This window comes from Streptomyces canus (genome assembly GCF_030815415.1).
In the GTDB taxonomy this organism is placed as follows: Bacteria; Actinomycetota; Actinomycetes; order Streptomycetales; family Streptomycetaceae; genus Streptomyces; species Streptomyces canus_F.
In genome coordinates this window covers 9,302,949-9,315,240 of record NZ_JAUSWW010000001.1, presented here as the reverse complement: position 1 = coordinate 9,315,240, position 12,292 = coordinate 9,302,949, and the positions used below count along the sequence as shown (strand labels likewise).

General features: G+C 70.3%; 13 protein-coding genes. 7 read left to right on the top strand and 6 right to left on the bottom strand.

What is annotated here, in order from left to right; translation table 11 throughout:
- Positions 1-160 precede the first annotated feature (160 nt).
- Both QF037_RS43220 and QF037_RS43215 read left to right on the top strand, forming a co-directional pair.
- Positions 161-682: a hypothetical protein gene (locus QF037_RS43220; RefSeq protein WP_307037839.1), complete on the top strand. Its 522-nt coding sequence runs from the start codon at positions 161-163 to the stop codon at positions 680-682.
- A 47-nt stretch (positions 683-729) separates the two neighbouring features.
- Positions 730-1,197, top strand: coding sequence for a hypothetical protein (locus QF037_RS43215; RefSeq protein WP_307035018.1), 468 nt, complete (start codon positions 730-732; stop codon positions 1,195-1,197).
- Positions 1,198-1,211: 14 nt separating this feature from the next.
- Here the strand turns inward: QF037_RS43215 and QF037_RS43210 are convergent, their stop codons facing one another.
- On the bottom strand, positions 1,212-2,417 hold the full coding sequence (locus QF037_RS43210) for an MFS transporter (RefSeq protein WP_307035016.1): 1,206 nt from the start codon (positions 2,415-2,417) through the stop codon (positions 1,212-1,214).
- Positions 2,418-2,805: 388 nt separating this feature from the next.
- Here QF037_RS43210 and QF037_RS43205 point away from each other — a divergent pair, with 388 nt between their 5' ends.
- Complete coding sequence (locus QF037_RS43205; protein WP_307035014.1) at positions 2,806-3,480, top strand: hypothetical protein; 675 nt, start codon at positions 2,806-2,808, stop codon at positions 3,478-3,480.
- Positions 3,481-3,588: 108 nt separating this feature from the next.
- On the opposite strand, the gene gap is transcribed toward QF037_RS43205, so the two are convergent.
- The 3 genes from gap to QF037_RS43190 form a co-directional block, all read right to left on the bottom strand.
- The gene (gene gap, locus QF037_RS43200; protein ID WP_307035013.1) at positions 3,589-4,587 is read right to left on the bottom strand and encodes a type I glyceraldehyde-3-phosphate dehydrogenase; all 999 of its coding nucleotides are present in this window, start codon (positions 4,585-4,587) and stop codon (positions 3,589-3,591) included.
- 109 nt (positions 4,588-4,696) lie between these two features.
- Positions 4,697-5,653: a GlxA family transcriptional regulator gene (locus tag QF037_RS43195; RefSeq protein ID WP_307035011.1), complete on the bottom strand. Its 957-nt coding sequence runs from the start codon at positions 5,651-5,653 to the stop codon at positions 4,697-4,699.
- A gap of 88 nt (positions 5,654-5,741) precedes the next feature.
- A complete protein-coding gene (locus QF037_RS43190; RefSeq protein ID WP_307035009.1) occupies positions 5,742-6,995 on the bottom strand; it encodes a sulfite oxidase in 1,254 nt (417 codons plus the stop codon).
- A gap of 309 nt (positions 6,996-7,304) precedes the next feature.
- On the opposite strand from QF037_RS43190, the gene QF037_RS43185 reads away from it, so the two are divergent.
- Complete coding sequence (locus QF037_RS43185) at positions 7,305-7,700, top strand: GNAT family N-acetyltransferase (RefSeq protein ID WP_307035007.1); 396 nt, start codon at positions 7,305-7,307, stop codon at positions 7,698-7,700.
- Positions 7,701-7,726: 26 nt separating this feature from the next.
- Here the strand turns inward: QF037_RS43185 and QF037_RS43180 are convergent, their stop codons facing one another.
- A complete protein-coding gene (locus QF037_RS43180) occupies positions 7,727-8,263 on the bottom strand; it encodes a hypothetical protein (RefSeq protein WP_307035005.1) in 537 nt (178 codons plus the stop codon).
- Between the two features lie 239 nt (positions 8,264-8,502).
- On the opposite strand from QF037_RS43180, the gene QF037_RS43175 reads away from it, so the two are divergent.
- Positions 8,503-9,081 (top strand): hypothetical protein, encoded by a 579-nt coding sequence (locus QF037_RS43175; protein WP_307035003.1) that lies wholly within the window; start codon positions 8,503-8,505, stop codon positions 9,079-9,081.
- A 19-nt stretch (positions 9,082-9,100) separates the two neighbouring features.
- On the opposite strand, the gene QF037_RS43170 is transcribed toward QF037_RS43175, so the two are convergent.
- A complete protein-coding gene (locus tag QF037_RS43170) occupies positions 9,101-10,159 on the bottom strand; it encodes a P1 family peptidase (protein ID WP_307037667.1) in 1,059 nt (352 codons plus the stop codon).
- 93 nt (positions 10,160-10,252) lie between these two features.
- On the opposite strand from QF037_RS43170, the gene QF037_RS43165 reads away from it, so the two are divergent.
- Positions 10,253-11,500, top strand: a complete 1,248-nt coding sequence (locus QF037_RS43165; RefSeq protein ID WP_307035001.1) for a MalY/PatB family protein — start codon at positions 10,253-10,255, stop codon at positions 11,498-11,500.
- A 214-nt stretch (positions 11,501-11,714) separates the two neighbouring features.
- Positions 11,715-12,263 carry a DUF1062 domain-containing protein gene (locus tag QF037_RS43160; protein ID WP_307034999.1) on the top strand — a complete coding sequence of 183 codons (549 nt, stop codon included), beginning with the start codon at positions 11,715-11,717 and terminating at the stop codon, positions 12,261-12,263.
- Positions 12,264-12,292: the final 29 nt, after the last annotated feature.

Sequence of the window (12,292 nt, the reverse complement as noted above, 5' to 3'; positions counted from 1 at the left end):
CGGCCGTGTTCCTCGCTACGGCCGGCCGGCGCACCGAGCGGATCGAGCTCGGCACGGCGGTCATCCCGATCGGTTACGAGAGCCTGCTCCGCCTGGCCGAGGACCTCGCACTGCCGACGTACTGTCCCGCGGCCGACTGCAGATCGGCTTCAGCACCGGGATGCCGCACGCCGAGCTGCTCGGCGACTACCTCGGCGCCCCCGACGCGGTCATCCACTCGCCGGGCAACGTCCAGCGACCCCGTCTGCAACCGAACGACCCCGACCTGGCGCGGCGGATCCGGTACGGCGGCGGCAGTCTTCACTCGGTCCGCTGGGCCGCCGAGAACGGCCTCGCCCTGTTGTCCGGCAACATCGTCACCGGCGAGAACACCGACGACTTCACCACGGCCCAGCTGAACCTGCTGGCCGAGTACCACCGGACACGGTCCGGCGACCGCCCGGCACGCGTGGCCCTGGGCCGCGTGATCGTGCCCCTCGACAGCGCCGACGCGGCAAGCCGGCACGAGCGCACCCTCGCTCCGCAGGGCCCGAAGCGCACCTTGTTCGCCCCGGACGTCGTGGGCACCGCCGAGCAGATCCTGCACGACGTACGACATCTCGTCGCACCCGAGCTGGGCCGGCAGCCCGCCGCCCCCGCGCACTCCTCCGTTCGAGTGGTGCGTTCAGGCCCCCGGTCGTAGCGTCGGAACAGGGGTTATCTGTCGGCGGGCGACAGCGGGGAGCGGTTATGCGTATGGGAGCACTCACGACGGCGGTCACGCTCTGCGCGGTCGCCTCCTTGGCCACCGCGGCGGGCACTCCGCCCGCGGCCCGGTCCGTCCCGGCACCTGCCGCGCAGACCGCGCAGCAGCCCACCGTGCTTCCGGTCCTCGTCGACTGCTTCTGGCACCCGCACATACGTCCGGCCGACTTCATGCTCGCCTGCGGTGACGGCAACAGTCGCCTGACCTCGCTCCGCTGGTCCCAGTGGGGCACGGATTCGGCGCGGGCCAAGGGCGTGAACTGGGTCAACGACTGCAAGCCGTACTGCGCGGCAGGCCGCTTCCACGCCTACCCGGTGACCGTACGCCTCGACCACCCGCAGCCCTGGAAGAAGCGGCCCCAGCTCTCGCACTACTCCCGGATCACGCTGGAGTACACGGACAGGCGGCCCGAGCGGTACGCGCAGACCGTGTCCTATCCGCTCTGGGACTGAGCCGCCCGCTCCGCCTACCGAGCAGCGGTGACCTGCTCGGACTGCGCACTCGACGACGTGATCACCTCGGAGCGTCGGCCGCCCCGGTCCATGGCGCCGCCCATGAACGCCAGCCCCAGCCCGGCCACGCCAAGGGCCGCGCCGACCAGAGCGGGCGAGGTCCAGCCCCAGCCCGCGGAGATGGCGAGACCGCCGAGCCACGCGCCGCCCGCGTTGGCCAGGTTGAAGGCGGAGTGGTTGGAGGCCGCGGCCATGGTCGGAGCGTCCTTCGCCTTGGCCATCAGCAGCATCTGGACGGGCGTGGTGATGAGGGCACCCATCGCGCCGATGAAGGTGATCGTCACCAGGGCGGGCACGGTGCTGTGGACGGCGAAGTAGAACACCACGAGTGCCGAGGTCAGCAGGGCGAGCCCCGCGTACAGCGTCGGCCGCAGAGCGCGGTCCGTGAGCGGGCCCGCGACCAGTGTGCCGAGCGTCATGCCGACCCCGTAGAGCGCGAGGACCAAGGTGGTGGAGGAGTCGGACAGGCCCGTCACGTTGGTCAGCATCGGCACCAGGTAGCTGTAGACGGCGAAGAACCCGCCGAATCCCACGACCGCGGTGGCCAGGCCGATGACCACCTGCTTGTTGCCCATCGCGCGCAGTTCGTGCCGGACGCCAGACTGCTCGCCGCGGGGCTGGTGGGGGACGAAGACGGCCAGCGCGGCGAGAGCGACGAGTCCGATGACGGCCACCGCGACGTAGGCGGACCGCCAGCCGAGCTGCTGACCGAGCGCCGTACCGGCGGGGACGCCGACGATGTTGGCGACGGTCAGTCCGAGGAACATCTTCGACACCGCGCGTGCGGCCCGGTCGGGCGCGACCAGCCGGGACGCCACGACGGCGCCCACACCGAACAGCGCTCCGTGGGGCAGACCGGCCAGGAAACGTGCGGCGAACAGCAGGCCGAAGTCGGGGGCGAGCGCGGACGCCACGTTGCCGATGACGAACAGCCCGGACAGGAGCAGCAGCAGCCGCTTGTGGGGTATGCGCGCGCCGATGCCCGTCAGTACGGGGGCACCGACGACGACACCGAGCGCGTAGGCGGAGACGATATTGCCCGCTTGCGGTACGGACACGCCGATCCCGTCAGCGATCTGGGGCAGCAGTCCCATCGTGGCGAACTCGGTCGTGCCGATGCCGAAAGCGACAACAGCCAGGGCCAGGAGAGCCAGTGGCATGGCGCAGGTGAACCTTTCAGAGGCGGTGCAGGAGAAAAGAGGGAGCGGAGCGGGACCACGACCGGTGCGGCTCCCGGGCCCGGCATCATTGCCCGGCGCCCCCAGGGCATGGTGAGCCCACAACGAGTGCAGCAGCGGCGCGGAGCCGGGAATTCCAAGATCCCGCACCCCTCTTCATGATCCATGTCACATCGGTACGGCGGTCCTGCGCCCTTGGCCGACGAGGCACCACACGGCGCACTGGGCCACCACCACCCGGGCCTTGCGCCACCCAGTGCATCCGTGCGCCCGGCCGCTTGGCCGGTTCCCGCCCGCTGATCGAGCATTCGTTCGGCTCGCGGGGTAGTCCTCCGGAATCGGCGTAAGCAGATGCAGGGGGGCTGACACTGTGGCACGCCCGTCGTGGACGTCCGAGCCGGCCGAGGAACAGCGCCACCGAAAACGGGACACGGTACGCCGACTGCGCGCCCAGGGCCGCTATGGACCCAGATTCCGCGATGTCCTGCCCGCCTTCGCCGTCCTGGCGGTGGCGGTGTGCGCGGTCGTCGCCGGCCTTGTCGTGGGTTCCCGCGCCGCCGGGGTCGTCGTCCCGGTCACCGGCGTACTCCTCCTGGCGGTCGTCCTCGCCATCGGGATCAGGCGCCGCCGCCCGGGCGCCCGACGCCGCCGCGGCCACTACACCCCGCAGGAACTGTTCGACCTCGACATCCAGGGCCTGGCCCTCGCGGTGGCGCGGATGCTGCGCCGCGACCACTGGAGGGTTCGGCTGTTACCCGCACCGGACCGGCCGCGCCTGTGCGCCCGGCATCCGGACGGCCGCCGACTCGACGTGGCCTTCCGCCCGGTCGCGGAGCCGTTACCCGACGAGGCCCTTCCCCACTCCCACGCCCACCGCGAGAATCCGCACGCACTTCTCCACCTGGTCGTACACCGAGGCACTTTCCAGGCCCGGGACATCCGGTGGGCACAGCGCGAAGGCAACACGTTCCTGCTGGACAACCCCGCGTTGGAACGCTGGGCAGAGGGCACACAACTCGACGAGCTGCTCCCCAGGGACCGCTGAAGTCGCAGAGGACGAGGGCCCGGTCGTGGCAGACGAATGCGAGGCCCGGACACCGCGGAGGGAGCCGCGGCCACCCGGGCCTCGCTGCGGAGTGTCTCCACGAACCGGTCAGCCGGCGGCGAGGAGCTCCAGTGTGTCGATCACGCGGTTGGAGAAGCCCCACTCGTTGTCGTACCAGGCGACCACCTTGACGTGGCGGCCGTCGACGCGGGTGAGGGCCGAGTCGAAGATCGACGAGGCGGGATTGCCCACGATGTCCGTCGACACCAGCGGGTCCTCCGAGTACTCGAGGACGCCGGCGAGCGGCCCCTCCGCCGCGGCGCGGTACGCCGCCAGCACGTCGTCGCGCGTCACGTCGCGGGCGACGGTCGTGTTGAGTTCGACGATCGAGCCCACCGGCACCGGTACGCGGATCGAGTCGCCCGACAGCTTGCCTTCGAGGTTCGGCAGCACCAGGCCGATCGCCTTGGCGGCGCCGGTCGTGGTGGGCACGATGTTGACGCCGGCGGCCCGGGCGCGACGGGCGTCGCGGTGCGGGCCGTCCTGGAGGTTCTGCTCCTGCGTGTAGGCGTGCACCGTCGTCATGAACCCGTGCTCGATACCGGCGAGGTCGTCGAGCACCTTGGCCAGCGGCGCGAGGGCATTGGTGGTGCAGGAGGCGTTCGAGACGATCGTGTGCACGGCCGGATCGTACGAGTCGGTGTTGACCCCGAACGCGAGCGTCACGTCGGCGCCGTCCGACGGCGCGCTGACGAGCACCTTCTTCGCACCGGCGTCGAGGTGCGCGCGGGCGGCCTTGGCCGAGGTGAAGCGGCCGGTGGCCTCCAGCACGATGTCGACGCCGAGTTCGGCCCACGGCAGCTGTGCCGGTTCACGCTCGGCCGTCACCGTGATGCGCCGGCCGTCGACGACGAGGGCGTCCCCGTCGACGGTCACCGGTCGGCCGAGCCGGCCGGCGGTGCTGTCGTAGGCGAGCAGCCGGGCCAGCGTGGCGGGCTCCGTGAGGTCGTTGACGGCGACGATCTCGAGGGAGCTGTCGCGTTCGAGCAGTGCGCGCAGCACATTGCGTCCGATGCGGCCGAATCCGTTGATGGCGATGCGAGTCATGAGTGGTGTCCCTTCCCTTCACTTCACCACCAGGCTCGCTCGCGGCGCCTGCCGCTGACAGTGGCGAGATCGCCATGGTTCAAAAGGATCCCGCCATTGCGCCGCGAGACTACTCACCCCGAGTGAAGGTGCGCCGGTACTCGCTCGGTGTGGTGCCGAGGATGCGCTGGAAGTGCAGGCGCAGGTTCGCGCCGGTGCCGAGGCCGACGTCGGTGGCGATCTGTTCGACGCTGCGCTGCGACCGTTCGAGCAGTTCGCGGGCCAGGTCGATGCGGGCGCGCATCACCCACTGCATCGGCGTGTAGCCGGTCTCCTCGACGAAGCGCCGGGAGAACGTGCGAGCCGACACCCCGGCCTCCCGCGCCAGTATCTCGAGGGTGAGCGGCTCACCGAGCCGATGCAGCGCCCACTCGCGGGTGGCGCCGAAGCGCTCGCCGAGCGGCTCGGGGACGCTGCGCGGCACGTACTGGGCCTGGCCGCCGCTGCGGTAGGGGGCCGCGACCAGTCGGCGGGCAGCGTGGTTCGACGCGGCCACCCCGAGGTCGCCGCGCAGGATGTGCAGACACAGGTCGATGCCGGAGGCGGCACCGGCCGAGGTGAGCACGCTGCCCTCGTCGACGAACAGGACGTTCTCGTCGACCTGGACGAGCGGATGCCTGGCCATGAGTGCCCGCGTGTAGTGCCAGTGCGTCGTGGCCCGCCTGCCGTCGAGCAGGCCCGTCGCGGCGAGCGCGAAAGCACCCGTCGAGATGGCGGCGAGCCGCGCGCCCCGGGCGTGGGCGGCGATCAGAGCGTCGACGACCCCCTTCGGCGGATCGTCACGGTCCGGGAACCGGTAGCCGGGGACGAAGACGATGTCGGCCCACTCAAGTGCGTCGAGGCCGTGATCGACGTAGTACGACAGACCGTCGCCGCCGGTCACGAGGCCGGGCGTGGCCCCGCACACCCGCACGTCGTACGGCATGCTCGCGCGCGTCGTGAAGACCTGCGCGGGAATGCCGACATCGAGCGGCTTCGCGCCTTCGAGCACAAGGACAGCGACGCGATGGAGGCGGGAGGTCGGCACGGGAGAGAGGTTACGTGGGGTGTGACGTCGAGCCGCGCACCGAGTGGACCGGGCGGACGACAGAACCTGCTTCCGCTTGGCCGATGCCTCACACGGCCCGCACCGGATGACGGACCACGGCGTCGAAGAGATAGCCCTGGGTGTTCGGCACGGTCGTGTCCGGCTGAGTTCGGCCGGCGCTGTCCGTGGCGCGGGCGAGCAGGCTGTACGTACCGGGGGCCGGTGGACGCCAGTCGGTGGACCAGCGGACCCAGCCGTCGCGGCGCGCGGCATCGTGCAACCGGGCCCGGTGCCAGCGCTGCCCGCCGTCCGTGCTGACGTCCACGCGGACGATGCCGCCGGCTCCGGACCAGGAACGCCCTGTCAGCCGGTGCGCGCGGCCGGCGTCCAGGCTCGCGCCCCAGGCGAGCTCCCAGGCGCTCTTGACCGACTGACGGGTCAGCGGGGCGCTGCCGCCCGGCGGGTAGGAGTCCCCGAAGAGCCGGTAGAAGTCGGTGTTCCAGGGCGAGTACAGAGGCTGGGCCGACACCTCGATGTCGCCGACCCACTTGATCGAGGCGATGCCGACCCAGGAGGGCACGAGAACGCGCACGGGATGGCCGTGGTCGTACGGCAGGGGCTCGCCGTTCATCTCGTACGCCAGCAGCACGTCGTCCAGCGCCTTGGACAGCGGCAGGGGTCGGCGGACCCGGCCGAGGTTGGTTCCGTCGGAGGTCACATAGTCGGGGTCCAGGCCGCGCGGCAGCACGTCCACCGCGGCGCGGCTGAGTCCGGCGCGCTTGAGGACGTCGGCAAGGCTCACGCCGCGCCACCGGGCCGTGCCGATCGCTCCGAGTGTCCAGGCGGTGCCGGTGACGGTCTGTCCCTGCTGGGTGCTGAAGAGGCTGCGGCCGTTGCCGGCGCACTCCACGAATGCCGAACGGCTGACCGCGGGCAGCTTCTTGAGGTCAGCGAGGGTGAACTCCACGCTCCCGCCGTGAACCAGCCCGTCCCCGTGCACGGTGAGAGTCCAGTCGGCGGCGTCGATGACCGGGGTGGAGGTGTGGTTGCGGACGAAGAAGCGGTCCACGGGGGTGTGATAGCGGGTGGCCGCAAGCGCGTCGAACCGGGTCTCGGCGTTCGTGCCGCGCACCGTGAACCAGTCGTCGGGAAGCGGCTTCACGATCCCCGCCGAAGTAGCCGCCGCTGCCGGGGTGTTGAGGCCCGCGGGCACGGCGAGTGCGCCGCCCGCCGCGGCGAGCAGGCGGAGCATGTCACGCCGTGAGACCCCGTCCGCACGGGCCTCGCCGGCCAGCCACTGCCGGAGTCTGCGACGGTCGTAGGCGGATTCGTCGGTACGCATGAGTGGCTGACCTTTCATGGGAGCGGCCAAGAGCGAGGGGCGGCGGCCGGGTGCGACGAAGCACCGCACAGCGGCGAAGAAAGCAAGGCGCCCAGGGCTACGAAAGATGTCAACCGGCTTGTCGGGCCGGGGAGTCAAGCGAGGAAGGTCAACAACAGCCGCACGAGGCGAGCACGCAGGACCGCTGGACGGCGGGGCGGCGTCGGCTGAGGATCATGCGGGCCATCGTACGAGGAAAGGCGAGCCGTCCGACAGATGCGGAGGCCCGGAAAAGGTGGGCCCGGTCCTGATGGCCTCTAAGTTCGGACCATGACGATCACCTATGTGTGGCGAGGCGACATCGACAACTGGGCCCTCAACGAACTGCACGCTGAAGGGTTCGGTTGTCCGGTCGGGCAGACGGACTGGCGCGCCAGACTTCACCGTCACAGCCTCGGTTGGGTCTGCGCCCGGGAAGACGATCGGCTGGTCGGCTTCGTCAACGTCGCCTGGGACGGCGGAGTCCACGCGTTCGTCCTGGATACGGTCGTGGCTCACCGCAATCGTTCGCACGGGGTCGGAGCCGCGCTGGTCAGGGCAGCTGCCGACGGAAGCCGTGCTGCGGGGTGTGAGTGGCTGCACGTCGACTTCGAGGATCATCTGCGGTCGTTCTACTTCGATGCCTGCGGCTTCAGGGAGACTGCGGCAGGGCTGATCGCCCTCTGACCCTGTGTCTCCCGTCCCGCCGTGCGTCAGCCTTCGGTCGCGCGGGACATGGCTTCGGCGATCATGCGGGCGGCGAAGTCGCGGTTGTCCGTGAGCCGGTTGATGTGTTCCGCGAGCAACAGGGCTGTCGCTTCCAGGGAGTTCATCTCGTCCTTCGTCCAGTCTCCGTACTGCTTGCGCCACAGGCTGGGGCTGAGTCCGGTGCCTGCGGCGACGACCAGACCGGCCATGGTGGGGATGACCTCGGGACGGATGCTCTTGGGCATCATGCGCAGCGAGGCCACGAGGCCGGGCACCACGTACTCGATGACGTCCTTGTCATGGTCCTCGTAGGCCATCCGCAGCCAGCGCATGAACATGTAGATGAGCGTGCAGGCGCCGTCCACCAGGTCATCGGCTTCCTTGGGGGCCAGCGACGCGGTGAACTGCTCGGTCAGCTGCCGCTGTACGGGATCGGTCTCGGCCCCGTCGCCGTACATGGCCTTCAGCCGGGAGTCGATCATCATGAGCGCTGCGCCCACATCGCCGGCGGGAGCGTACTGGGGATCGCAGGGCGATGACACAGGATTCCTCCTCGGCCCCACGGGGGGCAACGCAGCGTGCCAGTACGGTAACCCAGCGAAGAAGGGCGGTCGATGCGGTGCGCCCTGCCCGGTCCCCGCCGCCGGGTCGGTCTGCGCGGACGGCCTGGGTACTCGAGGGGCCGAAAGCGGGCGCTGCTCGAACAGTCGTGTCAGTCAGCCGGATATCCTGCCGCGAAGCAGCACACGCTCACCAGTAGCGCGTCTGACGGGGAGGAAACATGCAGACAGTTCAGGTCGTGCCCGGCCTGATCGTGGACGAAGAGCTCTTCGATGCCACCGTCCATGGGCTCGAACAGTACGCGCCGTCCGAGTCGCTCACCTGGGAGGACTTCACCTCCGAGGATCGGTGGCTGCTCGTGCCCGACCCCGACGGCCTCGGGTACAAGGCCGAGTTGGTGCTGCGCCGGGAGGAGGACCGCACGGTCAAGGTGAACCTGTGGATGGCGCCCGACCTGCGCGACGGTGCGAAGCCGCAGCCCCACAACCATCCGTGGGAGTTCACCGCGCACATCCTCGCCGGCGGGTACACCGAGCAGCGCTACGAGCTGGTCGACGGCCAGGTCGTCACCGAGACCCGGGTGCATGAGGCGGGCGGGACGAATCACATGCCCCTCAGCTCTTTTCACGAGGTGACGCACATTCAGGTGCCGGGCCGGACACTGACGTTGATGGTGTGCGGGGCGGGACGGCAGGGCGCGTGGGAGTACCTCGACCCGGACACCGGCGAGGTGGAGCCCAACCGGCCCGACCCCGGCTTCCGGGAAGGCCTGGCCGCCCTCAATCCGCGGATGCGCTGACCCGTGCGCCCCGGGCTCGTCACCCGAGCACAGCGAGCAGCGGTGCCGCGGGCAGAGGGTGGCGTGTGTCGCCGTAGGGGCCCGTGGTCGTGGTGGCGGTGAGGAGGGAGTTCAGGGCGGCTTCCTCCACTGCGTCCAGGAGGGCACTGAAGAGGGGGTCGAGGGTGTCGTCGGGGACCACGGCGGGGCCGGCGGGTGTGCCCAGGGGGCGGGTACCGAAGGCCAGGCCGTAGTCGCCGCTGCCGTGGCTGTAGGCCGCGCCGACCCTGGCCAGGGCGTACACGGCGCGTCGGGCGAGCCGGGTCAGCTGACGGGCGTCCAGGGGTGCGTCGGTCGCGGTCACGATCATGCAGGAACCGGTGTCGGGGACGGGGGCCGCGGTGGGCAGGCCGACGTCGGCGGGGGTGATCGTGCGGCCGAGGATGCGCAGCGTGCCGCCGAAGTTGGCCTGGACGAGGACGCCGAGGGTCACCTCTCGGCCCGCCAGCGGGAGACGGCGCGAGGAGGTGCCGATGCCGGACTTGAAACCGAGCGCGGTGAGCCCGGTGCCGCCACCGACGCAGCCCTCGGGCACCGGGCCACTGTGGGCGGTCTCAAGTGCGGAGCGGACGTGTTCCTCGTGGACCGGGCGCGAGCGGATGTCGGACAAAAGGCCGTCGTTGCACTCCCCCACCACCGGGTTCAGGCTCCGTGCACCGGCTGTCCCGCGCTGTTCCAGCATCCAGCCGACCAGGGCGTCCGCGACCCGGAACGCGGACAGCGTCGAGGTGAGCAGGACGGGGGTCTCCAGCGCGCCGAGTTCGGCGAGTTGGGTGCTGCCCAGCAGCTTGCCGTAGCCGTTGCCCGCGAACACGCCGGCCGGCAGCGGGCTTGCGGGGCCCACGCCGTCAGGGACGATCGCGGTGACACCGCTGTGCACACGCGGCGCATCGACCAGTGTGGTGTGCCCTACGCGAATGCCGGGCACGTCCGTGAAAGTGTTGTGCGGTCCCGTAGGCCCCTCACCGACGCCCAGACCGAGTTCGCGGGCCCGGCGAGGGGCTTCGGGTGAGGGCGAGGACAGAGGTGGATCGGGCATGCGCATGATCGGCACACTAGCCAAAGCATCGTATGACGTGGGTAGCCGTTCATCCGGCTGCGGCCCCGGCGTCCCCGGACATCCGAGCGCGTCATGACCGAGCCCGAGCCCACGCGACACAACCCCTCCGCCGCCGAGCCCCACCGGACGGATCCCCTGACCCGTCTCACCCTGGAGCAGCTGCGGCGGCGCACCAGCATGAAGTGGCGTACCCATCCCGAGGACGTACTTCCGTTGTGGGTGGCGGAGATGGATGTGCCGCTCGCCGCACCCGTCGTCGAGGCGTTGCACTCGGCGCTCGACCTCGGCGACACCGGATATCCCTTCGGGACGGCCTACGCCGAGGCACTTGCCGCTTTCGCCCAGGAACGGTGGGGATGGGACGGGCTGCGCGTCGAACACACCGCGATCGTGCCCGACGTGATGCTGGGCATCGTCGAAGTGCTGCGGCTGATCACCGATCCCGGCGACGCGGTCGTGGTGTGCTCACCGGTCTATCCGCCCTTCTACGCGTTCGTCGGCCATGACGCCCGTGAGGTCGTCGAGGCCCGCCTCGGTCCCGATCTGCGGATCGATCCGCGGGCGCTGGAGGATGCCTTCGTACGGGCTCGGCGCGGGGGCCGTCGGGCCGCGTTCCTGATGAGCAACCCGCACAATCCGACCGGCGTGGTCCACACCCGCGGGGAGCTGGAGGCCGTCGCGGCTCTGGCCCGCAGGCACGGTGTGCGGGTGGTGTCCGACGAGATCCATGCTCCTCTGGTGTTGCCGGGTGCCATCTTCACCCCGTTCCTGAGCGTGCCCGGTGCCGAGAACGCGTTCATGCTGGCCTCGGCCTCCAAGGCGTGGAACCTCGCCGGGCTCAAGGCCGCCGTGGCCGTCGCCGGTCCCGAGGCCGCCGACGAGCTCCGGCTCCTGCCGGAAGAGGTCGGCCACGGCCCCAGCCATCTTGGGGTCATCGCCCACACCGCGGCCTTCCGCGAGGGCGGGGACTGGCTCGACGAACTGCTGCTCGGGCTCGACGCCAACCGCCGTCTGCTGGGCGAACTGATCGCAGAACACCTCCCCGAGGTGGGCTGTCGCCGCCCCGAGGGCACCTATCTGGCCTGGCTGGACTGCCGCCGGCTGGGACTGCACGATGATCACGGCACCGATGGGCCCGGTGTGGTGAGCGACGTCGCCGGCCCCGCGAGGATGTTCCTCGACAAGGCCAGGGTCGCCCTCAGCTCGGGACACGTCTTCGGCTCCGGCGGCGAGGGACACGTACGCCTCAACTTCGCGACGCCGCCTGCCATCCTGCGCGAAGCACTGACCCGCATGGGACAGGCGGTACGCGACCTCTAGGTACACGACCGCCCGGACCCGGCGGTGGGGCGCTCGAAAACCAGTGGCACAGCGCCGAGTTGCGTCATTACGGTGCTGGCGAACCGAGTCGTCTGGGCAAGGACGTGCCGTTGTACACCGTGTGAGACCTCCCGAGAGCTGATCTATCGCGCGTCGCGCATGTGCGCCGCGCTTCTTTTTGCTGCGGACTTCTCACTGAAACCGGTGTACTTCTGTGCTCAATAACTGGGTGGTCATGCCCACCTGCCTGCCGCTCGTTCTCCGCCGTTGCCACACGTGCGCGTCCGAGAGCTTCCGGGCGAACGGCAAGTTTCGCGTCAACGCCCACCACAAGAACATCGACGCCTGGCTCCTGGTGCTCTGCACCTCCTGCGGGGACACCGCGAAACTCACGGTCCTGGAGCGGGTCAATGTGCGCTCCGTACGACCTGAACTGCTGGACCGGCTCCATGACAACGACCTCGGTCTGACGGCCGAACTGCTCCAGGATCCGGTCGTCCAGCGCCGCAATCGCATCGCCCTCGACTGGGACGGTGCCTGGCGCCTCGACACCGGCGGATCGGATCACCTGGACACCGAGGTGCTCGACGTCTCGGTGCGCTTCGCGGCGCGGATCCCTGTGCGGCCGGTGCGCCTCATCGCCGAGGGATGCGGTCTTTCGCGGGCCGAGGTCGAGCGGCTGATCGCGGAGGGGAGGGTCGTGTCGGCGGTCCGGCTGGGCGGCAAGCTCTCCGGCGACTTCACCTTCACGCTGAAGCACTGAGACACGCTGACCCGAGGCTTCCTCGGGAC